Origin of the sequence: Domibacillus sp. DTU_2020_1001157_1_SI_ALB_TIR_016, from assembly GCF_032341995.1 — a bacterium.
Classification (GTDB): domain Bacteria; phylum Bacillota; class Bacilli; order Bacillales; family Domibacillaceae; genus Domibacillus; species Domibacillus indicus_A.
In genome coordinates this window covers 859124-884272 of sequence record NZ_CP135439.1, presented here as the reverse complement: position 1 = coordinate 884272, position 25149 = coordinate 859124, and the positions used below count along the sequence as shown (strand labels likewise).

Below are 25149 nucleotides of genomic sequence, written 5' to 3'. Positions count from 1 at the left end.
CCTCTTACCATTCGTATGCATACAGCGAAGTTTTTAGACAGCACAAAAAAGACAGGAACCTGGGTTCCTGTCTTTTTTATTTTATAAATTATGGAAATTCGTTCCGTCCGTCGTTGCTTCAACGATACCAGCACGAATGACGAAGTCACCGAAGTGCTCGCCTTCCTGGCGCTCATTTGCATAGCGGGAAAGAACGACGCGCAGTTCTTTTAAGATTTCTTCTTCTCCAATGTTTTCACGGTACATTTTACTTAAGCGGCTGCCGTCATGCGCAGCGCCCAAGTACATGTTGTATTTGCCAACCGCTTTTCCGATAAAGCCGATTTCGCCAAGCGCGTGGCGGGCGCAGCCATTCGGGCATCCAGTCATACGAATCGTAATTTCTTTGTCGCGGAGGCCGTTTTCATCGATGATTTCATCAATTTTATCCATTAAGCCCGGCAGGTAGCGCTCAGCTTCTGCCATCGCAAGACCGCATGTCGGCAGGGCTACGCAGGCAAGTGCGCTGCGACGGATCGCTGAATGGTGGCGTCCTTCTGTTAATCCATATTGGTCGATGAGCGCCTCAATTTTTTTCTTGTTTTGGGCAGACACATTGCCAATGATCAAGTTTTGATTGGATGTGAGGCGGAAATCACCTTTGTGTACTTTTGCAATTTCCCGAATACCCGTCATCAATTGATATTCAGGGTAATCCACAATCCGGCCGCCTTCAACAAACATTGTAAAATGCCATTTGCCTTTTACGCCTTTTTGCCAGCCGTACCGGTCACCATTATGGTCAAAATGGAAATCGCGTGCTTCGTCAAGCGTCCAGCCCAGGCGGCGCTCAAGCTCTGCTTTTACGTTTTCGAGCCCAAGACGGTCAACTGTATATTTAAAACGGGCATATTTACGAACAGAACGGTTTCCGTAGTCGCGCTGAATCGTAATAACTTTTTCCGCAAGATCAACAACTTTATCAGGTGTTACAAAGCCAATTACTTTTCCGAGCTGCGGATATGTTTGTGTATCACCATGGCTCATCCCCATACCGCCGCCGATTGTTACATTAAAGCCAATCAGCTGGTTGTTTTCAACGATGGCGATAAAGCCAAGATCCTGTGAAAACACATCAATATCGTTAGAAGGCGGTACCGCGATCCCGATTTTAAACTTACGCGGCAAGTAAAGCGGACCATACATTGGTTCTACTTCTTCCGTTTCCGGCGTGCCGGCTACTTTTTCTTCCCCGAGCCAAATTTCATGATAAGCACGTGACTTTGGAAGTAGGTCATCACTCAGCTGTTTTGCCAGTGCGTGAACTTCTGTGTGAACTTCCGATTGGTATGGATTCGACGTAGCCATAACGTTCCGGTTTACGTCTCCGCATGCCGCAATTGTATCCATCATCGTTGAATGAATGTCTTGAATCGTCTGCTTCATGTTCCATTTTAAAATCCCGTGGATCTGGAACGTTTCACGTGTTGTTAGTTTTAGGGTGCCGTTTCCGTATTTATGCGCCAGAGTATCCATCATCAGCCACTGGCTTGATGTTGCTACACCGCCCGGAAGGCGCACGCGCAGCATGAATTGATATGCCGGCTCTAATTTTTGTTTTTGGCGTTCTGTGCGCAGGTCACGGTCATCCTGCAAGTAGCTGCCGTGGTGTTTCATCAAGCGGTTGTCATCTTCTGGAATACCGGCTGAGATGCGGTCCTGCATCACTTCTGCAAGTGTGCCGCGCAATAAATTACTTCTTTCTTTAATGCCTTCTACATCACTTGGCGGGCCTTCTGGTGCGCGCAGCTGGTGAAGGTCATTTACCGTTTTGCTCATTGTGCTTGTCCCCTTTCGATCATAAAACTTAATATACGTCGCGCTGGTAGCGTTTTTGCTGCTGCATATCGGCTACATATTTCTCTGCCTGCTCGCGGCTCATGCTGCCTTCTTTTTCTACAATATCAATCAATGTCTGGTGTACATCGTGAGCCATATTTTTCTCGTCGCCGCATACGTAAACGGCAGCGCCTTGTTGAAGCCATTCGAACAATTCTTTGCTGTTTTCCTGCATCCGGTGCTGTACATATACTTTTTCAGCTGTATCGCGTGAAAATGCCACATCCATTTTTGTCAGCACGCCGTCTGCCAGCCACTTCTGCCATTCAGTCTGGTACAGGAAGTCGGTTACGAAATGCTGGTCTCCAAAGAACATCCATGCTTTTCCGTCAGCACCTGACTCTTCGCGCTCCTGCATAAACGCGCGGAATGGAGCTACGCCTGTTCCTGGTCCGATCATAATAACCGGTGTTTCCGGATTTTCCGGCAGCTTGAAGTTGTCGTTATGCTGAATGTAAACCGGTAATGTATCGCCTGGCTCTAAACGCTCGGCACAAAGAATCGAGCAAACACCACTTCGGTCACGGCCATTTGCATTATAGCGGACCGCACCAATTGTCAAATGCACTTCATCAGGATTCGCTTCTAAGCTGCTGGCGATCGAGTAAAGACGAGCCGGCATTTTCCGAAGTACATTCACAAAATCCTGAGGTGAAACGCCAAATGGTCCAAATTGCTGTACTACATCAAGCAGGTCGCGGCCGTGTATGTAGGCTTTCACTTTCTCGCTATCGCCGATTAAGTCATGAAGTTCATCTACGCCCGTTAACTGAGCGATTTTTTCCAGCAATGGTTTTGTTAATACTGTTATTTCATAATATGTTAAAAGCGCATTGCGTAATGAAAGGACATCGCCTTGTTTATTAATCGTCACTGTTTCATCCCGATTCCAGCCAAATGCCGCAATCAGTTCATCAACCAGCTTCGGATCGTTTTCTGGATAAACGCCAAGCGCATCACCCGGTTTGTACGTAAGACCTGATCCTTCAAGCGAAAGCTCAATGTGACGTGTTTCTTTGTTTGAACCGCGTCCGTTCAAATTAATGCTTTCAAGGATTTCCGCACGAAATGGATTTGTTCTTGAGTACTCAGATTCTGTCACTTGTGCACCTGCTGCTGCCGGTGCTGTTTGTGCTGCTGCCGGTGCCGATGCCTCGGACAAGCTTTTTACGACACTGTCAATCCACTCTGCTGCCGGCTCGTCGAAGTCAAGATCACAATCAACGCGCGGTACAATACGCTTACCGCCAAGCTCTTCTAAACGCTGGTCAAACTCTTTTCCTGTCTGGCAGAAAAATTCATACGAGCTGTCGCCAAGAGACAGAACAGAAAATTGAAGATCATCCAGTTTTGGCGCACGCTTGCCATGAAGAAATTCATGGAATGTAATGGCATTATCCGGCGGATCGCCTTCTCCATGTGTGCTGGCTACAATCAGCAAATTTTGTACTTTTTTCAGATTATTTGGCTTAAAGTCACTCATTGCCGAAACCGTGACGTTAAATCCGTTTGATTCGAGCGTTTGGCCGGCTTTTTGGGCTAAACGCTGTGCATTACCCGTTTGAGAACCGTATAAAATAGTTACATCTTTCGACACAGCTGGAGCAGCTGCCGCTTGAACGGGTACTGCTGCTTCAGCCGCAGCTGGAGCAGGTGCCGCTGAAACAACTCCAGACGGAGAAGCGGCTAAAAATCCACCCAGCCATACCTTTTGCCCTTCTGTAAGTGTTGGCAGAAGGCGATTCAGGAGCTCTGCCTGCTCCTCATTAAACGGACTGTTCGTTACTTGAAGTTGCAACACGATCCACCTCACAAATTTATAGGAAAATTCTTTTTAACGCCATAATAATACATTTATCGTAGTCGTATTATTCCTACAAGTCAAGTCGGTTTTAATTATACAAATCATTAGCGATTACTTATAGTACTGCCAAAAAAGAAAAGTTCAGGTCTCTGTTCATTAAAAAACGGCACCTTTCTTTTAAGGAAAAGGCGCCGTCAATCAAATTATTTTTCATCGTGTGTAGGATGTGCCCCTGGGTATTCTCTGGGCCGGTTTTCATGCAGATGCTTGAATTCGTACGTAAAGTTGCTCGCCACGTGCTGATCTTTTTTCCACGGCGTACTTTTTCCTTCTACTGGTTTTTCGTTATCAATTGGCTGTCCATAAGCCCCTTCTGGAAATTCTTCTGGAATCAAGGTCAACTGGTCCCGTACATTGTATAATTCTTTATAATCCGTTTTCTTGTCCACTTGCTCACCTCCTTTTTGCTTAGTATGTCCTGGCTTACTGTTTGTTTTATTCGTGACAATGCAGGGAAATAATGAAAAAAAGAAAAGATTAAGGGGGACTTTAATAATGGACAAACCAACATGGGTCGTGGATAAATCCCAGAGCCAGGTTTATGCTGCTGTCAATCATGTGAAGGGTTCCTTCCCTTCTTATGAAGCGACGATTGAAGCCGAGGCAGATCATTTAGTAACGGCGAACATCTCGTTTAATGTGGATCTGTCCACCATACAAACAGGCAATAAGGAACTTGATGCCCACTTGGTATCAGAGAAGTTTTTTGATGTGGAAAAATACGCAGAAGTACGGTTTATCGCTAACAATATTTTGGATCAGGAGAACGGGCAATACGAACTCGTCGGCGACCTTTCCCTGCACGGCGTAACCCGGACAGAATCTTTTTTTGTTACGTTTAATGAGAAACAGAATTCCGACACGGGTAAAACCGCCCGCCTTCAGGCAAAAGCCGTCATTAAACGCAGCGATTACGGTTTAACGCTCGAAACAGGAGGCGTGCATATTGAAGACGACGTAGAGATTGTGCTGGATCTTCAGCTGGTGAAAGCTGCATGAACAAGCGGCTTGTCCATATAGCGGCTTGTGCGATGCTGCTGTCGGCCTGCCAGCCGGGCGAACCTGAGCCCGAGCCGGCAGCCGAAAAAGGCGCACCCCTGCAGGAAATGGCCGCACAAAACAATGGGTTGTCTCTTACCGTGCGGAACGTATCTGACAGCGCCTTAAGACTGATGATTCAAAACGGGCGTAACACTGATTTTACATATGGCCGCGCCTTCCGAATTGAACAGCAGCTGGACGGTACCTGGTATGCTGTGCCGTTCAAAAAAAACAGGGATGCTTTCGAAGAAATTGCACTGTTGTCTCCCCCCCGCAAACAAACCATTGAAACGGTTGACCTTGGCCGTCTCCAAAAACCGCTCGAAGCGGGCAAGTACAGAATCGTCAAAGCGTTTCGTTCTTTTTCTATCGATGAAAATGGACGCAGTGTGTATGGAACGGAATTTTGGCTGGCAGCACCTTTTGAGATTGAAAACTAAATCAGCTCCACACCATAAAGGTGTGGAGCTGATTTATGAAAAACATTTTTGTCACTCTGTTTCTTTTTTATCCTCCGAAAATGAAGCAGCATCGACCCGTTTTCCTTTTGCAGCAAAGTTTTTTAAAAGACCTGCCACATCAATGCCGGTTAGTTCTTTTAATGGTTCCTGAATACCGAGCATCGTATCTGTGACACCTTTACTGACCGTTGGAATGCCTGATCCGCTGCCTGTTTGAATCACTTTAATCGAATCTACATTATTCAGCGGCTGAGCCACTTTTTCAGCAAGCAGCGGCAGCATCTCAATAATTTTCTCTGTAATAATAACCTCGCCGTGCTCTTCAATGGCTTCAGCCAGTAATTGGCGCGCCTTCGCTTCTGCTTCTCCTTTTTTCAAAACAACTTCTGCTTCGGCAAGACCGGCTTCCCGGATGATCCGTGCTTTTGCCGACCCGTCAATTTCTGATTTTCGTGCTTCTGCTTCAGCCCGTTTCGTTGTTTCATAAAAGTCAGCATCTGCTTTTGCACGGCGGATTTTTGTTTCTTCTGCTTCAAGTGTTACAAGTCGTTCCCGCTCCAGCTGCTGAATTCGGAGCTGTTCTTCTTTTTCGCGGCTGATCAAGATAAGTTCTGCTTCTTTTACTTCTTTGGCCAGCTTGGCTCGTTCAAGCTCATATGATTGTTCAGATTTTGCCCGGGCCCGTTCGGTTTCTTCTTTTATGGACGCGTCTTTTAAGTCTTTTGCTTTTTTTGCTTCAGCTGTGGCAATTTCACGTTTATACTCTTCCTCGCGTGCTTCCTGATCGGTTTTTGCTTTATGAATCCGCGTTTCCCGCTCGCTGTTTGCTTCGGCAATTTCTGCCTGTTTGCGTACTTCGGCAATGCGCGGGCGTCCGAGGTTATCCAAATAACCGTTTTTCGCATCTGCATCCCGAAGGTCCGTCAATCCAAGAGACGTAATTTTAAAACCCATTTCATCAAGCTGCTTTTGCGCAATTTCTGTTACCTGTTTATTAAAGCCTTCCCGGTCGCCGTTTATCTCTTCTACTGTCATTTTCGACAAAATCGCCCGCAGGTTGCTTCCCAGCACTTCGGTAATTTCCACTTCAATTTCAGCCTGCTCTTTTCCTAAAAACTGCTCCGCGTAGTTGGCAATGCCTTTTAATGTATCTGCCACTTTTACCATTGCCACAGCATCCGCTACGATCGGCACACCACCGTTTGTGTAGACGCGCGGTGTTGTCAGCTTTAATTGAAAAGACGTTAAATTGACGGGTGTTGAGGTTTGAAACATGCGCAGCCGATAGCCGCCGCCACGGATAATTTTCATCGAGCGTCCCTCATCATCGGTAAAAATATTGGATTCCTTTTCAATATCACCAAGCTTTGGTCCTGTAATCACAAGCGCCTCGTTCGATTTAGCCGTCCGATAGCGCACTTTCATAAAAAAGTACCAAAGCGCAGCTCCGATAGCAGCCAATACAAAAAGAATCATAATTATAAGAACAACATTTCCCATTTGCACCTAACCCCTTTTCTCTATAGAATGGATTCTTTTTTCTCTACGGAAAAATAAGGAAATGGTTTCGTTATTTTATAAATAGTGAAAACGACAGGCATTATACAATAAAAAAATCCACAATCGTCATGATTGTGGACTTTTTTTGGCACCCCGGGCGAGCCCGAAATACGCAATCATTGCTAACATGCTGGCACCGAAGATCGTCAATCCCATTGGAACAGCCGTGTTTTCACCGGCAATGCCGACAAGCGGCGCTGTCAGTGACCCAAGCGCAAACGGAAGCAGGCCAAGAAGCGCCGACGCACTGCCGGCAATATGCCCCTGCGTTTCCATCGCCAGAGAGAAAGCGGATGTACCAATGATGCCAATTGAAGAAACAAAAAAGAAAATGGGAATGACGATCGAATAAAGCGGTCCATGAATCAATACCATGATGACGAGCACGATGCTTGATACTGCCGACATCCACAAGCCGAACCGCAAAAACTTTGCTTCTGAAATGGTATCTGAAAACCGGCCGACTACTTGTGAGCCGATCATAATGCCAATGCCGTTCATACCAAACAGCAGGCTGAACAGCTGGGGAGATGCGCCATAAATATTTTGATACACGAAAGGTGTACCTGAAACATACGCAAAAATCCCGCCGACCATAAAGCCCTGTGCAAGCGCGTAGCCCATAAATTCCCGGTTTTTCACAAGGGAACCGAAGCTTTTAAACGTTTGAGCAATATTGCTTGGCTGGCGCCGTTCAACCGGAAGCGTTTCATCCATTTTCCATGTTACGACAAGCATTAACCCGATGCCGATCGCGCTAAGGACAAGAAACACACCGGACCAGTCTGTAAAAGCAAGCACGCCTCCGCCGACAATTGGCGCTAAAATCGGTCCAAGATTGTTGACAAGCATAAGCAGCGCAAAAAATTTCGTTAGTTCACGCCCGCTGTACATATCCCGCACAACTGCCCGGGAAACAACAAGACCGGCTGCTGCTGAAAATCCTTGAACAACACGTCCGGCAATAAACAAATAAATAGACGGTGCAAAGGCACAGAAAAGAGAAGCGGCAAAATATAAAAATAAAAAGAAGGCCAGCGGTTTTTTCCGTCCGCGCACATCACTCATCGGCCCGATCACAAGCTGTCCCAAAGCAAGACCGATCAAACAAGCCGTTAAGCTGATTTGTACAAGCGACGCAGTTGTCCCGTAGTCATCGGCAATCGTCGGAAACGATGGCAGGTACATATCAATCGTAAATGGGCCCATCGCTCCAAGCGCTCCAAGAAGAATCGCCATCTGCGTCCGCTTAATGGTACGTGTTTTTTCCAATTTATCCACCTCTTTTTCCAAAACAAAAAAGCGTTCGTCCAGAAGCCCATTTTGTTTCACAATATGAACAGTATAGCGGATTTGGTCTCGCTCGCCCAGCATTCCCGCTTGTTCTTTTCTGCTGATAGAATAAAAGAATCCCTTTTCTTTTTTGCCCGTTTAAACATACGAGTATAGTGGAACATATACACTGATCTTCTACGAGCCTTCTTCTGGGCTAAAAATAAAAAAAGCAAACAAAAGATGAAACCTTTTTTTATTTGATTCGTAGAAAAGAAAAACAGGAAAGTAGGGATTTCATGTTAAAGAAACTTCTTCAACAAGTACTGAATCAAAAATCTTCTCGCAGCCGCCGTTATTCCAGCAGTGATCACCGATATCGAAAACAATCCCATCAATCTTCAAAACATGGACATCATTACTACAAGAAAAAACGCGGTTCTTCTTTCAGCTCTTACAGCAGCTGAAGCGTATGCATATGATGTTTTCCAGGCTGATTGAACGTCCACTAAAGCCAGGCATTCTCGTTGGCGGCCGATTTCGGCTGGCAGGCCTGCTTGGCAGAGGCAGCTATGGCCTCACGTACAAAGCGAAAGACTTGCAGACCGGCCGGAATGTAGTGGTTAAACAGCTGCGCAACCGTAAACGGCACAAGCCGGACGAAATAAATTTCTTTTGGCAGGAAGCTCATTTTTTGCAGCAGCTTCGTCACCCGGCCATCCCCCGGTTTGTCGCCGCTTTTAAAAGGGATGGCGTGCCGTTTTTTGTGATGGACTCGATAAACGCTCCCAATTTTGAGGAATTAATTTTCCATCAAAATCAACGGTATACCGAAAAAGAAGCATTCCGGATCCTATTAGAGGTCCTTTATGTCGTCCAATACTTTCATCGTCAAGGGATCGTTCATAGGGACTTGCGCATCCCAAATATTTTGTGGGATGGGACAGCTGTGCATGTAATCGACTTTGGCCTCGCACGGATTCTTGGCAGCAACCCCACCTCTAGGCGCAGACGAAAAAAAGAGCACCCGCTTTTTCGGGAGCTGTCTGTTCGAAGCGATTTTTTTGCGCTCGGTCATTTTGTTCTGTTTTTGCTGTATTCTACATTCGAGCCCTCGTCCAAAAAAGAAAAAAGCTGGGAAGAAGAACTGACGCTTTCTTCTCCAGCAAAATGTGTGATTCGTCGTATGCTCCAGCTGGATCAGCCTTATGAGACAGCCGATGAGCTAATAGCGGATGTTCAATGTATCATAGATTCACCGGAAAAGCGCTGCCTTTAATGTAACGGCAGCGCTTTTCCCCTTTGGGCTGATTTATAAAATGTTAAGCCGTTTTTTTAAGCTTTATTCATGGAAAAAGTTGGTAGATAAAAAGCAGCCCTAGTACCAGGGCTGCTTCAGGCTGTTGACAAACGCCCGCTTTTGGCGTCACTTGCCAGCTGTGAATGCTCATGACCCCAAAAGGTCACTCCGCTTCCCTGCCGGCGGCGTTCCTGGAAAGTCAGACGTTTTCAATCAGCCTGCTTTCTTACTTTGTCTACACTCTCAAGCTGCCCTAATACCAGAGCAGCTTTGTATCATTATTGAAACACCTGGTCAATTTTGCTGATTTCTTCTTGTGTAAGCTGAACATCTAATGTTTTTAAGTTGTTTAATACTTGCTCAGGTCGTTTTGCACCTGGAATGATGACGTCAATCGCATCACGTGTTAAGTACCATGCCAGCACTAAATGAGCCAGTTCTACCCCTTTGCTTTCTGCAATCGGGCGAATTTGATCGACTTTTTCAAGGTTCGCTTCAAACGCTCCTTTTTGGAAGTATGGCAGGCCATTGCGAAGATCGTCAAATGTCGCATTTTTATCGTATTTGCCTGTTAAAAGCCCGGATGCAAGTGGGAAATACGGCACAAATGAAATGTTTTTCTCAGCAAGGTACGGGAACAATTCTTTTTCCGCATCGCGTGCAAGCAGATTATATTCTCCCTGAAAAACATCAACATGACCGTCTTTGTTCGCTTCCTTCAACTGATCGAGAGAGAAATTAGAGACACCGATATGGCGGATTTTCCCTGCATCCTTCAATTCCTTTAGCGCTCCAACCGCTTCATCTTTCGGTGTTTGTTCGTCTGGAAAATGGATATAAAACAAATCAATATAGTCCGTTTGAAGGCGTCCTAATGCTTCGTCTACGGCATTTTTTAAGAAAGCCGGAGAATTGTCAAATTTTTCGCCGTCATCCGTTAGAACATGTGCTGCTTTTGTGGCAATCACAGCTTCTGATCGATTTCCCCGCTCTTTTAACACTTCCCCAATCAATTCTTCCGAACGCTTCGGTCCGTAAATAAAAGCTGTATCAAGAAAGTTAACACCATGGTCAAGCGCTGTACGCACCATATCACGGCCGGCTTCTTCATCCAGGTTTGGATATAAGTTATGGCCTCCTACCGCATTGGCGCCAAAGCCAATCGGGTTTACACGCAAGTCTGTTTTGCCGATCTGCACAAGCTTTGTCATTATGTATACATCTCCTTTTGCTTTTTTCCACCCTTTTCCTATTGCCGGAATGAGAAGGGGCTAAACCCCTTCGGTCGCTCCAAACAATTGCTCTTTCTGATAAAACCCGCACGATTCCCGGATAATCAGCTCGTCTTTCATGACGAATTTTTTCCGGTCAATTGAGCCGCCTTTTAAAAGCGTTAAAAGCAAATCCGTTGCTTTTTGGCCAATCTCATATTTCGGCTGATCGATCGTCGTCATGTAAGGAGTGAAAAGAGACGCCATCCGCAGGTTATCAAATCCGACGATAGCTATATCTTCTGGTACGCGGAGACCATGGTCTTTGACCGCTTTGATCGAGCCAAGCGCCATCTCGTCATTAAACACAAACACAGCCGTCGGACGATCTTCAAGCGCCAGCAGCTTCACCATTTGATTGTAGCCTGAATCCAGTCCATCATCTCCTTCCTGTACCCAGGAAGGATCGATCGGCAGGTCATGGCCCATCATCGCCTGCTTGTAACCACGCAGCCGGTCCCGGCTTAAGATAATATCCATAGGACCACAAATATGCGCAATCTTCCGGTGTCCGACATTGATCAAGTGCTCGGTTATTTTGCGGGCACTGCTGATGTTGTCAATCGAAACCGTCGGAATGTCCAGGCCATCCATATATTCACAAGCAAGAACGATCGGAAACTGGGACGATAATTCTTCCAGACTGTCCCGATCCATCCGGGCGGTTAACAGCACGGCACCGTCTGCCTGTTTTCTATATAGAAGCTCAATATATTCTCTTTCCCGCTCAACCTGATTTTCTGTGTCACCCAAAATAACCTGATAGCCGTTTTGAAGCGCTGTATGCTCAATGCCGCGCAGCACTTCGGAAAAAAACGGACGGGTAATATCCGGCACCACGACTAAAATCGTCTTCGTTTCACGTGTGCGGAACTGGCTGGCGATCATATGCGGTTTATAGTTTAGTTCGTTGATCACCCGCATTACTTTTTCTTTCGTTTCTTTGCTGACCAAATCTGGCTGGCGAAGCACCCGGGACACAGTAGCCGGAGATACATTCGCCCGTTTGGCCACATCTCTCATTTTCATCATGTTGTTCACCTGCCTTTTCCCTGTTCCATTCTTATTATCTCTATTATAACGAACTCTCATTATTATGCTTAAATATTGATTCCGTTTTCATTTTCCCCTGCCATTTAAAACTAAACAAAGCGCCTAATACACCAACAGCACCAGAGAAATAAAAGCCTGCTTCCAGTCCAAAATACGTGTTTAAAATGCCGGCTAAAAAAGGACCGGCGAACATGCCAATAGCGTAAAGACCTTGATAAGCCCCCATGGCAGTCGCCCGCTTGGCGTGAGGGATTTCTTCTACGGCCATACCAAGAAAAAGCGGGAATAAAAGGCCAAGGGCAAATCCATTTACGAGCTGCAAAACAATCAAGGCTGCTTTTGTATCCGCGAACGGCATAAGAAAAGTAAAGATTGCTGCGGCAGAAAAAGCGATTTGCAGCGTGCCCCATTTACCCAGCTTCGGAACAAACCAGCTGCCGCTTAACAAGGTAGAAACGGCATGCGGCACCATAAAAGCAAATACAAGAATTGTGATGTCACCCGCCCGCATGCCGGCTGACAGGGCATAATCAGTCGTAAAACCGAACATCGTAGTAAACATGATGCTGTGCGCTAATATGGACAGCAGCGATACTTTTAAGAGCATCGGTTCCTTCAGCGCTGTTCCGAGCTCCTTCAGCCGAACTGGCTCCCGTTTTGTTTCTGTTTTTCCTTCTGCTACAAACAGCGAAAGCAGCAGGCCCGCGGCTCCGAAAGCAGCTCCGAACCAATAAGGTGCATGCCAGCCCCACTCTTCCACGATCCATGCACTAAGCGCCATTCCGAGGAGCTGGGCAAATACAACGGCAAAAGATAAATGGCCCATGGCCTGGTGCAAATTCCGCTCCGCTGCGTAGCTCGAAAAAAGAATGGTAAAAGCCACCCAGGTGGCCGCAGCGATGCCGGCCAGTGAACGGGACAGGAGCACCCATCCAAGGCTTTCAGTCAGCGCAAAAGCGAGGCAGCTGAACATACTGACTGCCATGCCGGCCACAACAAAGCCTTTCCGTTTGTTCCAAAGATCTGACCCGATACCGATGGGAAGGCGAAACAAAAACTGCATAAGTCCGTAGCTTGCCAAAACGATGCCAATAAAGGTATACGTGCCCCCTATCTGCTCGATGTAAGGAGAGAGCATCGGAATATAAATAAAGTGCGAAAACCAAAAAAGAAAAGAAATCAGTAAAAACAATCTTTGATTGCGTTTGTTCACATGCTCACATCCTGCTCTTCGGCTCTTTGAGAAAAAGGAGCCGTCCTATGCAATGGACCAGCTCCTCTCTCTTGATACCAGACAAGCGTATTAGGCTTTGCCGCTCGTGTTAAATTCTCTCATTTTCCCTTTTACAGCGTCCTTTACTGCTTCAATGGCCGGCAGTAAAATCAGCCGCGGCTCGTATACATCCGGGTTTTGGTTTAATGTTTCACGGACAGAGGCGGTCCATGCCTGGATGCTTTCTGTGTTGACATTAATTTTTGCGTGGCCAAGCTCTATGGCGCGCTGAAGTTGATGAAGCGGAATGCCGGAGCCGCCGTGCAGGACAAGCGGCACGTCCGTTTTCTCTGAGATTTCTTTCATTTCATCAAAGCCAAGCTGCGGCTCACCCTGATATGGTCCATGAACCGAACCAAGCGCTGCGGCCAATGCATCAATGTCGGCTTCTTCAACAATTCGGATGCATTCATCCAGATCCGCATATTGAATACCGCCGACCATGCCATCTTCCTGCCCGCCGACTGTGCCGACTTCTGCTTCAACCGTTACCCCTTTTTCTTTTGCATACGCGACGACTTCTTTCGTCATCGCAATATTTTCATCGATTGGGCTGTGGGAGCCGTCGATCATTACAGACGTATAGCCTGCATCAATCGCTTTCTTGCAGCGCTCGACGCTCATGCCGTGATCTAAATGAAGCGCAACCGGCACAGTAATGTTTAATTCCTCCATCAGCGCCTTGACCATGGCGGCAATCGTTGTGAAGCCGCCGAGGTAATCCACAAGCCGGTCGGATGAGGCCAAAATAATGGGCGCCCGTTCTTCTTCTGCTGCCTGCAAAAACGCCTGGGCAAATTCCAGTCCGTTAATATTGTACTGGCCGACGGCGTAGCCGCCCTGCTTTGCTTTTTGCAGCATATCTTTCATCGATACTAACATACAATCAGCCCTCGACTTTCTCCGTTAAACCAAGACCTTCTTTCATTTTTTGAAGCATCAGTTTACTTGACCAGTCCGCTTTGTCTTTCCAGGCAAATACAGCGTTTGTTGCGATACCATCAAAGTTCATTTCTTTCAGCTTGCGGAAAATGGTATCGAAATCTACTTCTGCTTCACCGATGTTCAAATGCTGGTGAACCGTTGCTTCTACTGCCGGCGGGTTCACAATGTAGCGAAGGCCGTCTGATGCCATATGATTGAATGTATCCGCAAATAAAACATGCGTGAGGCGGTCGCCTGCTGAATCAAACATTGGCGCGATATCACCTTTACCGCTGTCATAGTAGAACGTGTGAGCTGTAGAGTACACAAGGTTAATCCAGTCTTTGTCCAGTGCACGGATCATGTCCATCGCACCGTCATGTGTTTCAATGAAATCATATGGATGCGCTTGAAGGTTCAATTTAATGCCTTCGCGTTCAAAGATTGGCAGCAATTCGTCCATAGAACGGATAAACTGCTCTTCGCATACAACCGGATTGAATTTAGATCCGTTGAATTCACTGTTCATTAAATCTACTTCCAACTCAACCGCTACCTCAATGGCGCGTTTCCAGTTGCGTACGGCTGCCTGGCGGCGGTCTTCGTCTGGACCTGCCCAGTAGTAAAGAGGAAGAAGAGAAGAAATTTGAACGCCTGCATCACGGCAGTAGCGTTTTAAGTTTTTAATTTTTGCGCTGTCTACTTTTGGGTACTTGTAGAATGGGCAGAAATCCTCGCGCGGTGAAAGCTCAATGTAGTCATAGCCAAGCTCCGCTGTTTTATCTACCATTTCTCTTAAAGAAAGATCGGCATACATCGTTGGATCAAGTGCTAGTTTCATTTCAAATTCCTCCTGTTTATCTATAATCGTTACGGAGCCGGCCGAGCCGGCACCATTGTCAGTTTACAGCTGCTGTCTGCTTTTGGTAGAATGCTGGTTTTTCTTCAAGCGCTACGTCTTCTTTCTGGCCGGACTGCTGTGCTTTCACACACGCATCAGTTGTCACGGCAGCAATGTATCCATCCCACGACGTTGGGCCATTCGGCTCACCTGTTTGTTTAATTGAATCCATAAAGTCCTGCAGCTCTACATCGTAGGCATCGATAAAGCGGTCTTTCCAGTCAGTCATAATGCTTGTAGAAAGCTTCGCACTCTTGCGTGTCACGATGCTAGCCGGCTCCGGCAGGTATGCTACGCCATCCTCACCGATTACTTCACACTGAATATCGTAGCCGTAATGGCAGTTTACAAACACTTCTGCGTTAATGATAATGCCCGATTTTGTTTCTAAAATAATGATTTGTGGATCTTTTAAGCCTGCATGAGCACGTGCTGTTTTTTTCGGGTACAGCACTTGTACAGATTTGTAATCGTCATTGATCAGCCAGTGAAGTACATCGATTTCGTGCACCAATGTATCAACAACTGCCATTTCTGTTCCGTATGTTTCTGGTACTTCCGGGTTGCGGTGTACGCAGCGGACCATCAATGGATCACCGATTTCATTCGCGTCAATTGCTTCTTTTAATTGAACATATCCTGGATCATAACGGCGCATAAAGCCTACTTGAACTAGCTTTTTCCCGTGTGCCATTTCAGCCTGGACGATTTTCATTGCACCTTCTGCTGTTGTCGCAAGCGGTTTTTCACAAAATACGTACTTGCCTGCTTCAATAGCGTTTAATACGTTTTGTTCGTGTGCCGGGCCCCAGCTTGTAACCAAAACGGCATCTACGTTCGGATCCTGGCAAAGAGCTTTATCATCTTCATGGACAACTGCCTCAAGTCCGTATTGCTCAACAGCTAGTTTTGCAGATTCAAGATTCACGTCTGTTACCGCAACGATTTTCCCGCCTGCTAAACTGTTTGTAATGCGTTTAATATGTTCGCGGCCAATTGCCCCTGTTCCAATTACTCCAAATTTCAATGTCATGATTGATTTCCTCCCTTATATTACCACTTTTGTAACGCTTACATCATTAAGCGCGTTTGTTTTCTGTATAGCTTGCTACCGCTGGTTTTTTACCGTGATTGCGGAATTTTTGCTCTAATTGTTCAAGCGTAAGCCCTTTCGTTTCTGGAAGGAATTTTGCTACAAATCCAATCGCCAGGACGCCAAGTGCCACAAAAATATAGAATGTTCCAGATAGTCCGACTGCTGAAAGCATGATCGGGAATGACAAGCCGACTAAGAAGTTGACAAGCCATAAGAATAATACAGTTAAGCCCATTCCAAAACCGCGCAATTGCAGCGGGAAAATTTCGGAAAGCATCAGCCAGGTGACTGGTGAAATGGCGCCTTGCTGGAATGCAAGAAATGTAACGGTTAAAGTAAGAACAACGTATGGCAAGTTTGGTGAGCCTTCTAGTACGCTTGAGAAAATGGCAATCAACAAAAGGCATACAGTTGTACCGGCAAGTCCTGCCATCAGCATCGGGCGGCGGCCGATTTTACCTAACAGCCAAATACCGACGAATGTAGCGAGTACGGAAATCGCTCCGTTTGCAATGTTACCTACGAGTGCCGCTTCTGTTGTAAAGCCGGCATCTTTTAAAATCTCTGTTCCATAGTACATGATCGAGTTTACACCCGTAATCTGCTGCACAACCGCAATACCGACACCAATAAACATAATGCGGCGAATCCACGGTGTGGAAAGATCTTTGAAACCAGCTTGCTTTGTATGTTCTTCTTCAGTAAATGTTGCTTTAATTTCAGCTAGTTCAGTTTTTGCTTCTTGCTCTGAACGAATGCGGCTTAAAACAGCAAGTGCCTCACTGTCTCTTTTCTTAGACACAAGCCAGCGCGGGCTTTCCGGCACTTTCAGCATACCGATGAATAAGAAGATGGCTGGAAGAGCGGCAATCAGCAGCATCACACGCCAGATTCCTTCAACGTGACCGAGTGTTGTACCAAGGATAGCATTCAAAACAAAAGCTAAAAGCTGACCACTAACAATCATCAATTCATTTTGCGTTACGATACGACCACGGCGTGATGCCGGTGACATTTCTGCCAAGTAAGAAGGAACGGTAACGGATGCACCGCCTACTGCCAGTCCAAGCATGAAACGAGCAATGATCATAACGGTAACGTTTGGTGCAAGTGTACATCCAAGAGTAGCAACTAAGAAAATCACGGCCAGCATTAAAATGTTTTTTCTGCGTCCGTTAATGTCTGACAGTCGTCCGCCAAACAAAGCACCAAGTGCGGCACCGAAGAGAAGCGAACTTGCTACAAAACCTTGCGTTGCAGGCGTTAAGCCCAGCTCTTCTGTCATAAAAGGAAGAGCTCCATTGATAACACCTGTATCATAACCGAAGAGAAGTCCGCCCAGCGTCGAAATAATGATAATCTTACGTAAAAAAGATGATGGGGCTGCGTTTGTATTCATTGTTCATGCACCTCTTTTTATTTCTCCACGCGTGCAAGCAATGATTCGTCCAAATACCTTCGAGCGATCAATGCATACTCAAGCGGGTGGGCAATGGCTGGGTCCTGTTCTGCTTCAATGACGATCCAGCCTTTGTATCCATGCTCTTCAAGAAAGCGGAAAGGCTTCGTAAAATCGATACATCCGTCTCCTGGCACTGTAAACATTCCAGCTAAAAACGATTCTCTAAATGATTTTCCTGGTTGTTTGCATTCGTCCATTACCGACTCTCTAACATCTTTGAAGTGAACATGTTTAATACGATTCATATATTTTTCAAGAAGCGTCATATAATCGCCATCCGAAGCAAAAATATGGCCTGTGTCATATAAAAGGTGGACATGGTTAGAATCTGTTCCTTCCATTAAACGGTCAATTTCTTCCAGCGTCTGCACACCGGTTCCCATATGATGATGGAAGACAAGCTTTAAACCATAGCTGTCGGCAATCTTGCCAAGTTCATTCAGCCCTTCGCAAAGGATAGTCCATTCTTCATCGCTAAAGTAAGGCTTTTCGGCAAAAACATTTTTATCAAGACCCTGTATGCTGTATGTTTGTTCGGAAACCACTGCAACCGCTGCTTCCACTTCTTTTAAATACGCACAGTGGGCATGAAATTCCTGTGATGCTTTTTCAATGCCATCACGAATGATAAAGCTTGAAAACCACTGGCCCGCAATTTTTAAGTTGCGCAATGCCAGTTCCTTTTTTAAAACGGCAGGTTCAGGGAAGAAGCCGCCGACTTCTGTCCCTTGAAATCCTGCTACAACAATGTCGCTTAATAAATGAGATAGTGTATTTTCAGCGCCGATTTCTGGAATGTCATCGTTGCGCCAGCCAATTGGAGCAATGCCCCATAAAATATCCTGCATGATGTGCGGACCTCCTATTAATACATCTTCGCCGTTTCTAGTTTTTCCGCTCTTGCGGCATAGGCTTTTTGAACGCTTTCAGACTCGGATACTTCAGCAACGCCAACGTTCCACCAGCCATCATAGCCGTCTGACATTGTTTTCGGAAGTACTTTCATATCAATCAATGTGGAAACAGACTGCTTTTTCGCGTCTTCAAGCGCTGCTTTCAATTCTTCTACTGTGTTGGCTTTGTATGATTTTGCTCCGTAGGCTTCTGCCACTTTCGCGTAATCGATGTTCATAATCTTGTTATCATGTGTACGGAACTCACAGAAGTATGAACCGCTTCCATTATCCATCTGCAGGTTATTAATACATCCATAACCAGAGTTATCAAACAAGAGAATATTGATTTTTTTATCGTACTGAAGCGCTGTTACAAGCTCTGTATGAAGCATGAGGAAGCTGCCATCTCCAACGGCTGCGTATACTTCACGGTCCGGATGAGCGAGTTTCGCACCCAGTGCGCCGGCCACTTCATATCCCATGCAGGAATATCCATATTCCAGGTGGTACGTATTCGGTACATCAGAATGCCATAAACGCTGCAGGTCGCCTGGAAGTGATCCAGCTGAACCGATAACGATGCTGTTTGGTGAGACTGCTTCATTGGCAGCGACCAAAGCTGCCGTTTGTGTGAATTCAGTGTCCAGCACATCGGCATATTCATTCAGTGTTTCCTGAGAAAATTGATCCTTGATTTCCGGCGTGAAGTTTTCACGGTTGAATGTTACGTTCGCCAGACGGTCGCGTTCTGTCAGCCACTCTTCTTTCCATGCTGAAAGCAGGCCGCCAAATGCAGTTTCATAGTCTCCCAAAAGAGGTGCCAGCTGCTCAAGCGCCGTTTTTGCATCCGCGACAACCTGGAATCCATCCATCTTGTAAGCCTGAAGGCGACTAACATTGATATTTAAGAACGACGTTTTATCAAAATCAAACTGTGTTTTGGATGATGTTGTAAAATCTGTGTAGCGTGTGCCGACACCGATTACAAGGTCTGTATCGCGCGCCACTTTGTTTGCCGCCGACGTACCGAGAATACCGACGCCGCCCAGGTTATTTGGAAATGAAACTTCCACTGTTGATTTCCCAGCCTGTGTTTCTACAAGAGGGATATTATGCTTTTCGGAAATTTGTTTTAAAATGTCGCGGGCGCCTGAATAACGGGCACCGCCCCCTACAATAATGACGGGCTTTTTGCTTGCTTTAATCCGTTCTGCCGCGCCTTGAAGTTCGCGCTCTACCGCTGGCTTGCGGTCCAAATAATGAACGCGTTTTTCGAAGAAACGCTCATCATAATCAAACGCTTCCCCTTCTACGTCCTGTGCGATGCAGATGGTCGCCGGGCCCGCTTTGGCCGGGTCGGTCATCACTTCAAAGGCACGGATGAGTGCCGACATTAACTGTTCCGGACGTGTTACGCGGTCCCAGTAGCGGGAAACCGCCATAAACGCTTCGTTTGTGGTTACCGCTGTGCTGTGTTCATGCTCCAGCTGCTGAAGCACTGGATCAGGCTGGCGTGTCGCAAAGGTATCCGCCGGAAGCAAAAGAACCGGAATGTTGTTCGCAAACGCTGTTCCCGCTGCTGCGATCAAGTTTGCTGACCCCGGGCCGGCAGACGTGGTGACCGCATAAATTTTACGGCGGAGCATTTCGCGGCTGTAGGCGATTGCCGCCTGCGCCATTCCCTGCTCATTCTTTCCCTGGTAGACTTTCAAACGGCCTGCGTCCTGCTCAAGTGCCTGGCCGATTCCGACCACGTTGCCATGTCCGAAAATGTTAAAGATGCCTTCGACGAAAGGTGTTTCTTCTCCATCAACGTGAATGTACTGCTGATTTAAAAATTTAATTAACGCTTGCGCGGTTGTTAATCGAACTGTTCCCATCAGTTGCTCACCTCTTAACGAATCATTTTTTACACATGTACCGCAGCTGCGATCAGCTGCTCAATTTCAGAAGCAACAGGCATCGCATCAGACGAGCTGTGCTTGCTGACCACAATGGATGCGGAAGCACTGCCATATTTCAAAGCGGTTTCAATGTCTTTGCCGCTGACAAGTGCGTATAAAAATGCAGATGCATAGGAATCACCTGCGCCAAATGTTTTCAGTACGTTAGTTTTGTACGCCTGAGCACGGAATACTTCTCCCGATTTTGCGTACGCATATGACCCTTCTACCCCATGCTTGATGACAACAAGATCGGCTGAATGCTTGAATAAGTTTCCAATCGTTTCGTTGTTGTCGCCGCCCTGGATGTTTTCCATTACATCAAACTCATCGCGCGTGCCAATGACGATATCGGACTGTTCAGCAACAAGCGAGTAATAAACGGCTGTTTCTTCCGGCGACTGCCACGTGTATGGACGGTAGTCAAGTTCAAACACAATTTTCACGCCGTGTTTTTTCGCCAGGCTGACCGATTTCAAAACCGCTTCCCGTGACGGGCTTTTTGCCAGCGCTGTACCGGATACAAGCAGGATTTTTGCTTTTTGAATGTAATCTTCGCTTACTTCAGATGGCTCAAGGTACAAATCCGCTACATCATCACGGTACATTAGAATGCTGCACTCATCCGGGCTTAAAATTTCAGTGAAGGCAAGACCGGTTTTATGCCCTTCTTTATCTACCACCATATTTGATGTATCTACGCCGACTTCACGCATGTACTTTTCAATAAAACGTCCATGCTGGTCATCGGCAAGCTTGCCGATAAAGCCAACTTTTAAGCCAAGCTTCGCGCTGCCGATTGCGACATTTGCGGGTGAGCCGCCAACGTATTTCGTAAACGTCATCGTCTCTTCCATCGGCATGTTGTATTCGTTTGCATTTAAGTCGATGCAGGCACGCCCAATGGCGATTACATCAAGTTCTTTTTCATTATTGAATGTATAGTTCATCCGTTTTCACCGCTCCTTTAATTTGGTTAACGCTTTAAAATCCACTCATGGTCTGGATCATTGTAAAATTTCCAAATACGTGTCGGGCCGGCCATCACATTTAAGTAATAAGACTCATAGCCATCTGGTACGCCGACTGGATGGTATCCAGCTGGAACAAGCACAACGTCGCTGTTTTCAACGGTCATCGTTTCATCAATCGACCGGTCATCGGTATACACACGCTGGAACACAAAGCCCTGCGGCGGATTCATTTCATGATAGTAAGATTCTTCTAAGAATGACTCATCCGGCAGGTTATCCTGATCATGTTTGTGCGGCGGGTAGCTCGACCAGTTTCCGCTTTCTGTATAAACTTCTACGACAAGCAGGCTGTTTGCGCGCGGGTCGGAATCCGGCAGGATATTGTGAACCATCCGTTTATTGCTTAAAATGCCGCGGTTTTCAATGCCGACCTCCGAAGCTTTAATGAGTACCGTCGGCAGCTGCTCCTGGGAAGGGGAATAGCATAGTGCTACCCGGGCAGCCGTTGCGCCTTCTACGTGGAAAGTTTTATCGTTGGAAACATACACACTGTCTGTCGGCACTTTTTGGAAGACATTTTCACGCGTACCAAGGCTGCGGAATTCTTCGCTTCCTTCGGTTACGTGAATCTTGCCTGTCAGAGCGACAATGCAGCATTCTGTTTTAGTTAATGATTCAGTGTAAGTGGCGCCGGGAGCCAGATCAATGACTTTAAATCCGACATATTCGAGGGGGGAGTTTTCTTTTGTCACGTCATGAACGAGTGTGACGCCTTCTGACTGTTCTTTTTTCATTGGTTTTTGAAGCAAGCGGCTCATGTGATGTACCTCCTGATTTTTTCTTGAATGGCCTGCTGCCCGGATGGAGCCGGACAGCCAGGACAAATTCAAGATATTACTTTACGTAGCGTGCTGTGACCATTTTCTTGCGTGTAAAGAATTCAACGCCATCTTTGCCGTTCGCATGAAGATCGCCGTAGAATGAATTTTTGTAGCCGGAGAATGGGAAGAAGGCCATTGGCGCCGGTACACCGACGTTAATGCCAAGCATTCCTGCATCGATCGTTTCACGGAACTGGCGTACCGCTGCGGCGCTGTCTGTATACAGGCAGGCACCATTCGCAAGTGTAGAAGCGTTCGCTGTCTCCACACCTTCTGCCAGGTCTTTTACGCGGACGATGGAAAGAACCGGCGCAAAAATTTCATCCTGCCAAATCGTCATCTCCTGTGTCACGTTATCGAAGATGGTTGCCCCAAGGAAGTATCCGTCTCCTTTTGCGGCTTCGTCTTCGCGGCCGTCACGCACAAGCGTTGCACCCTGCTCAATACCAGCTTCAATGTAGCCGATTGTACGCTGTTTCGCATTTTCGCGGATGATTGGGCCAAGGAATACGCCATCATCTAAACCGTTGCCAATTTGAATGTTGTCGGCTGCTTCTTTTAGTTTTGCGATAAACTCATCGGCAATGCCCTCTTCTACTGCTACAACGGCTGCAGCCATGCAGCGCTCACCCGCTGAACCAAAGGCTGCGGCTGTTACTTCTTTTGCAGCCAGGTCAAGATTTGCATCTGCCAGCACGATCGAGTGGTTTTTCGCCCCTGCAAGCGCCTGTACGCGTTTCAAGTTCGCTGCTCCTGTTTTGTATACGTATTCTGCAACTGGCTGTGAGCCAACAAATGAGATGGCTTTCACTTCTGGGTGCTCAAGAAGGCCGTTTACCACATCATGCGCTCCGTTTACGATGTTTAGTACACCGTCTGGAAGGCCGGCTTCTTTGAATAGATCTACTAATTTCGCTGCCAAAAGCGGAGTACGTTCAGACGGCTTCAATACAAATGTGTTACCGCATGCGATCGCCAGTGGGTACATCCAGCAAGGAACCATCATTGGGAAGTTGAACGGTGTGATCCCGCCGACTACGCCAACCGGGTAACGGTACATGCCTGATTCGATATTTGTCGCGATGTCTGGAAGCTGGCTGCCCATCATTAGTGTCGGCGCACCGGCCGCGAATTCTACGCATTCAATCCCGCGCTGCACTTCACCCATGGCTTCTGACAAGCTTTTTCCGTTTTCAATCGTGATCAGCTTCGCCAGCTCTTCCCAGTTATCAACAAGAAGCTGCTGATATTTGAAAAGAACGCGTGCACGCTTTGGAACAGCCGTCTGCGACCATGTTTTAAACGCTTCGCTTGCTGCCTGCACCGCACGGTCTACGTCTTCTTTTGTAGAAAGCGGCACCTGGGCAATTTCTTCGCCTGTTGCTGGGTTTACAACCGTCTCGGTCTGGCTGGACAGAGAATCCACCCATTCTCCATTTATGTAGTTTTGTAATGTTTTCACTTCTGAGTTTACTGCTGACATGTCTGATTCCTCCTTGAAAAGTCGGTTTTTAAATAAACAAGAAGCTGGCCATTGGCTTAAAAACAGCATCTGACTGAAATCGATTTCATGATGTTTCAAAAATAAGAACGCTGTTTAAGAGACTTATCCGCTTAATATAGCGTTTCCATTACTGCCGTATTAATGATCTTAATACCCTTTACATTGCCTTATCAAGCAACACATTACTGAAATCGATTTCAGTCAATTTCACTGAAAACAGCTTATTGACGTTTTGATAGGATTATTAAAGAACTAATCCAGCGATCCTCACTAAATGAAAACGCTATTTGAAATCGATTTCATTCAGTTATTTCTGAACCTTCAAAACTTTATATTGAAAGTGTACAACACTCTTTTTGATTTGTAAACACTTTCAATGTAATTTTTTTCGACAAAAAATAAAGAACCCGACAAACGCTGTCAGGTCCGCATTTTCGCCCATTATTTTTTTTGAAAAACAGACAGAACGGCATAAATCAACACCATGATAAATCCTATTCCCGCTGCCAGAATAAATCCGTAAATTCCAACCATTCGGACCCAGCCAATTGTAAATGTAAAAAAGATCCAAGCATACACGATGCCTCCTAAAACTAAAGCAAGCGGCCCATTGAACGGAAATAGGCGCCTCCACTTCCAAATAAGCAAAGCGGCTAAAGCGCCTAGTATGACAAGCCCCGCTGCTTGATCCGGTCCGAAAAAAGGCAGCAGCCGTGACTGCTGGACATCTGCATCTGCGTCAGCTGGGGATGGCTGGGCGAGTCCTGTAAAAGTTGAAAAAATAGACCAAGCAGCTGCAATGGCAAATAGGGCAATCATCACCCAATTGATTTGTTGATAAAAAGACTTGTTTTGCATGTTATGGCTCCTTTTTGTGCTATACGACGGACTCCAGCCATTTTAAGTTAAAAGAGATATTGCTTTTATATAAAAACGGCTGGATATGAGACAAGCTGGTTCTTACTCTTTGTAACCGCATATGATTTTCCAGCTGTTTCTTTCATTATCTCATAAAAAGTGCTATTCAAGTGTGTAAAGGGTTGAGCACCAATGATTTGAATTGGTTTTCCGGCGGCCCTTCCACCCGTTTTTTCTCAGCTCGCCGGCTAACAGCTGGTTAAAAAAGCCGTGACCAACAAGAGCAATTGAACGGTGTTCAGCTGCAGCCAGCTGCTTCGCTCCTTTTTCTGCTCTTCGCTTTGCTTCTTTATATGATTCACAATGCCTGCTATATCCGGCTAACCACACTGTTCTCAGTAAAAATGTCCATACAGCAGGCGGCAGCTTTAAATAGGTAAAAGAAACAACTGGCAGCTCTACTTCACGAAACAGCACGTCTGATTGTACTTTAACAGCTGGATTCAAATGCTTAGCCGACTCGATGGATCGCACTAAATCGCTCGTGATGAGGCATGATGCATCCTTTATAGAAGCAACCGTCTCCTTCGGGCAGCTGCTTTCCTGTACGCCAGCTTCGTTATAAGCCTGCACCCATGCTGAAAATTCCCGCCCGGTCATAGATCTGCTTTCAGTATGGGCGGAACGGCCATGCCGGATTAATAAAATGGTTTTCATCGCCTTTATTTCTCACTTTC

At 46.4% G+C, this 25149-nt stretch carries 22 protein-coding genes; 3 read left to right on the top strand and 19 right to left on the bottom strand.

Going from position 1 to position 25149, the window contains the following annotated elements:
* Nucleotides 1–81 precede the first annotated feature (81 nt).
* From cysI to RRU94_RS12220, 3 genes are all read right to left on the bottom strand, one after another.
* Nucleotides 82–1818 (bottom strand): assimilatory sulfite reductase (NADPH) hemoprotein subunit, encoded by a 1737-nt coding sequence (gene cysI, locus RRU94_RS12230; RefSeq protein WP_315694565.1) that lies wholly within the window; start codon nt 1816–1818, stop codon nt 82–84.
* Between the two features lie 28 nt (nt 1819–1846).
* On the bottom strand, nt 1847–3676 hold the full coding sequence (locus RRU94_RS12225; RefSeq protein WP_315695938.1) for an assimilatory sulfite reductase (NADPH) flavoprotein subunit: 1830 nt from the start codon (nt 3674–3676) through the stop codon (nt 1847–1849).
* Nucleotides 3677–3885: 209 nt separating this feature from the next.
* Entirely contained in the window at nt 3886–4131 is a 246-nt protein-coding gene (locus tag RRU94_RS12220; RefSeq protein ID WP_396120225.1) for a hypothetical protein, read from the bottom strand.
* Nucleotides 4132–4237: 106 nt separating this feature from the next.
* Between RRU94_RS12220 and RRU94_RS12215 the strand changes: the two genes are divergently transcribed.
* Complete coding sequence (locus tag RRU94_RS12215) at nt 4238–4741, top strand: YceI family protein (protein ID WP_315694564.1); 504 nt, start codon at nt 4238–4240, stop codon at nt 4739–4741.
* On the top strand, nt 4738–5223 hold the full coding sequence (locus RRU94_RS12210; protein ID WP_315694563.1) for an immunoglobulin-like domain-containing protein: 486 nt from the start codon (nt 4738–4740) through the stop codon (nt 5221–5223). The genes RRU94_RS12215 and RRU94_RS12210 overlap by 4 nt, the downstream gene beginning before the upstream one ends.
* A 51-nt stretch (nt 5224–5274) precedes the next feature.
* On the opposite strand, the gene RRU94_RS12205 is transcribed toward RRU94_RS12210, so the two are convergent.
* A complete protein-coding gene (locus RRU94_RS12205) occupies nt 5275–6744 on the bottom strand; it encodes a flotillin family protein (protein ID WP_410493021.1) in 1470 nt (489 codons plus the stop codon).
* Nucleotides 6745–6870: 126 nt separating this feature from the next.
* On the bottom strand, nt 6871–8043 hold the full coding sequence (locus tag RRU94_RS12200; protein WP_410493043.1) for a Bcr/CflA family multidrug efflux MFS transporter: 1173 nt from the start codon (nt 8041–8043) through the stop codon (nt 6871–6873).
* Nucleotides 8044–8548: 505 nt separating this feature from the next.
* On the opposite strand from RRU94_RS12200, the gene RRU94_RS12195 reads away from it, so the two are divergent.
* Nucleotides 8549–9355 carry a serine/threonine protein kinase gene (locus RRU94_RS12195; protein ID WP_315694559.1) on the top strand — a complete coding sequence of 269 codons (807 nt, stop codon included), beginning with the start codon at nt 8549–8551 and terminating at the stop codon, nt 9353–9355.
* Nucleotides 9356–9654: 299 nt separating this feature from the next.
* Here the strand turns inward: RRU94_RS12195 and RRU94_RS12190 are convergent, their stop codons facing one another.
* The 14 genes from RRU94_RS12190 to RRU94_RS12125 form a co-directional block, all read right to left on the bottom strand.
* Nucleotides 9655–10587, bottom strand: a complete 933-nt coding sequence (locus RRU94_RS12190; protein WP_315694557.1) for an aldo/keto reductase — start codon at nt 10585–10587, stop codon at nt 9655–9657.
* A gap of 60 nt (nt 10588–10647) precedes the next feature.
* A complete protein-coding gene (locus RRU94_RS12185) occupies nt 10648–11679 on the bottom strand; it encodes a LacI family DNA-binding transcriptional regulator (protein WP_315694556.1) in 1032 nt (343 codons plus the stop codon).
* Nucleotides 11680–11722: 43 nt separating this feature from the next.
* Nucleotides 11723–12913, bottom strand: coding sequence for an MFS transporter (locus tag RRU94_RS12180; protein WP_315694554.1), 1191 nt, complete (start codon nt 12911–12913; stop codon nt 11723–11725).
* A 90-nt stretch (nt 12914–13003) separates the two neighbouring features.
* Nucleotides 13004–13855, bottom strand: a complete 852-nt coding sequence (gene fba / locus RRU94_RS12175; RefSeq protein ID WP_315694552.1) for a class II fructose-1,6-bisphosphate aldolase — start codon at nt 13853–13855, stop codon at nt 13004–13006.
* 4 nt (nt 13856–13859) lie between these two features.
* Nucleotides 13860–14738, bottom strand: a complete 879-nt coding sequence (locus tag RRU94_RS12170; protein ID WP_315694550.1) for a sugar phosphate isomerase/epimerase family protein — start codon at nt 14736–14738, stop codon at nt 13860–13862.
* 58 nt (nt 14739–14796) lie between these two features.
* The gene (locus tag RRU94_RS12165) at nt 14797–15831 is read right to left on the bottom strand and encodes a bifunctional inositol 2-dehydrogenase/D-chiro-inositol 1-dehydrogenase (protein ID WP_315694548.1); all 1035 of its coding nucleotides are present in this window, start codon (nt 15829–15831) and stop codon (nt 14797–14799) included.
* A gap of 46 nt (nt 15832–15877) precedes the next feature.
* On the bottom strand, nt 15878–17293 hold the full coding sequence (locus tag RRU94_RS12160; protein WP_315694546.1) for a sugar porter family MFS transporter: 1416 nt from the start codon (nt 17291–17293) through the stop codon (nt 15878–15880).
* Nucleotides 17294–17310: 17 nt separating this feature from the next.
* Entirely contained in the window at nt 17311–18204 is an 894-nt protein-coding gene (gene iolE, locus RRU94_RS12155; protein WP_315694544.1) for a myo-inosose-2 dehydratase, read from the bottom strand.
* A 17-nt stretch (nt 18205–18221) separates the two neighbouring features.
* Nucleotides 18222–20132 carry a 3D-(3,5/4)-trihydroxycyclohexane-1,2-dione acylhydrolase (decyclizing) gene (gene iolD / locus RRU94_RS12150; protein WP_315694543.1) on the bottom strand — a complete coding sequence of 637 codons (1911 nt, stop codon included), beginning with the start codon at nt 20130–20132 and terminating at the stop codon, nt 18222–18224.
* A gap of 29 nt (nt 20133–20161) precedes the next feature.
* Nucleotides 20162–21145 (bottom strand): 5-dehydro-2-deoxygluconokinase, encoded by a 984-nt coding sequence (gene iolC, locus RRU94_RS12145; RefSeq protein WP_315694542.1) that lies wholly within the window; start codon nt 21143–21145, stop codon nt 20162–20164.
* 26 nt (nt 21146–21171) lie between these two features.
* A complete protein-coding gene (iolB, locus tag RRU94_RS12140; protein WP_315694540.1) occupies nt 21172–21987 on the bottom strand; it encodes a 5-deoxy-glucuronate isomerase in 816 nt (271 codons plus the stop codon).
* Nucleotides 21988–22063: 76 nt separating this feature from the next.
* A complete protein-coding gene (locus RRU94_RS12135) occupies nt 22064–23533 on the bottom strand; it encodes a CoA-acylating methylmalonate-semialdehyde dehydrogenase (protein ID WP_315694539.1) in 1470 nt (489 codons plus the stop codon).
* A 462-nt stretch (nt 23534–23995) separates the two neighbouring features.
* Nucleotides 23996–24412, bottom strand: a complete 417-nt coding sequence (locus RRU94_RS12130; protein WP_315694538.1) for a hypothetical protein — start codon at nt 24410–24412, stop codon at nt 23996–23998.
* A gap of 162 nt (nt 24413–24574) precedes the next feature.
* Entirely contained in the window at nt 24575–25129 is a 555-nt protein-coding gene (locus RRU94_RS12125; protein WP_315694537.1) for a histidine phosphatase family protein, read from the bottom strand.
* Nucleotides 25130–25149 lie beyond the last annotated feature (20 nt).

Excerpts from the sequence above, each read along its gene's own strand:
- RRU94_RS12170 (WP_315694550.1), bottom strand. The coding sequence starts at position 14,738 with ATGAAACTAGCACTTGATCCAACGATGTATGCCGATCTTTCTTTAAGA.
- RRU94_RS12195 (WP_315694559.1), top strand. The coding sequence starts at position 8,549 with ATGCATATGATGTTTTCCAGGCTGATTGAACGTCCACTAAAGCCAGGC.
- RRU94_RS12135 (WP_315694539.1), bottom strand. The coding sequence starts at position 23,533 with ATGTCAGCAGTAAACTCAGAAGTGAAAACATTACAAAACTACATAAAT.
- RRU94_RS12215 (WP_315694564.1), top strand. The coding sequence starts at position 4,238 with ATGGACAAACCAACATGGGTCGTGGATAAATCCCAGAGCCAGGTTTAT.
- RRU94_RS12200 (WP_410493043.1), bottom strand. The coding sequence starts at position 8,043 with ATGGCGATTCTTCTTGGAGCGCTTGGAGCGATGGGCCCATTTACGATT.
- RRU94_RS12185 (WP_315694556.1), bottom strand. The coding sequence starts at position 11,679 with ATGATGAAAATGAGAGATGTGGCCAAACGGGCGAATGTATCTCCGGCT.
- RRU94_RS12210 (WP_315694563.1), top strand. The coding sequence starts at position 4,738 with ATGAACAAGCGGCTTGTCCATATAGCGGCTTGTGCGATGCTGCTGTCG.
- iolE (WP_315694544.1), bottom strand. The coding sequence starts at position 18,204 with ATGCAGGATATTTTATGGGGCATTGCTCCAATTGGCTGGCGCAACGAT.
- iolD (WP_315694543.1), bottom strand. The coding sequence starts at position 20,132 with ATGGGAACAGTTCGATTAACAACCGCGCAAGCGTTAATTAAATTTTTA.
- iolB (WP_315694540.1), bottom strand. The coding sequence starts at position 21,987 with ATGAGCCGCTTGCTTCAAAAACCAATGAAAAAAGAACAGTCAGAAGGC.
- RRU94_RS12165 (WP_315694548.1), bottom strand. The coding sequence starts at position 15,831 with ATGACATTGAAATTTGGAGTAATTGGAACAGGGGCAATTGGCCGCGAA.
- iolC (WP_315694542.1), bottom strand. The coding sequence starts at position 21,145 with ATGAACTATACATTCAATAATGAAAAAGAACTTGATGTAATCGCCATT.
- RRU94_RS12125 (WP_315694537.1), bottom strand. The coding sequence starts at position 25,129 with ATGAAAACCATTTTATTAATCCGGCATGGCCGTTCCGCCCATACTGAA.
- fba (WP_315694552.1), bottom strand. The coding sequence starts at position 13,855 with ATGTTAGTATCGATGAAAGATATGCTGCAAAAAGCAAAGCAGGGCGGC.
- RRU94_RS12205 (WP_410493021.1), bottom strand. The coding sequence starts at position 6,744 with ATGGGAAATGTTGTTCTTATAATTATGATTCTTTTTGTATTGGCTGCT.
- RRU94_RS12160 (WP_315694546.1), bottom strand. The coding sequence starts at position 17,293 with ATGAATACAAACGCAGCCCCATCATCTTTTTTACGTAAGATTATCATT.
- cysI (WP_315694565.1), bottom strand. The coding sequence starts at position 1,818 with ATGAGCAAAACGGTAAATGACCTTCACCAGCTGCGCGCACCAGAAGGC.
- RRU94_RS12190 (WP_315694557.1), bottom strand. The coding sequence starts at position 10,587 with ATGACAAAGCTTGTGCAGATCGGCAAAACAGACTTGCGTGTAAACCCG.
- RRU94_RS12130 (WP_315694538.1), bottom strand. The coding sequence starts at position 24,412 with ATGCAAAACAAGTCTTTTTATCAACAAATCAATTGGGTGATGATTGCC.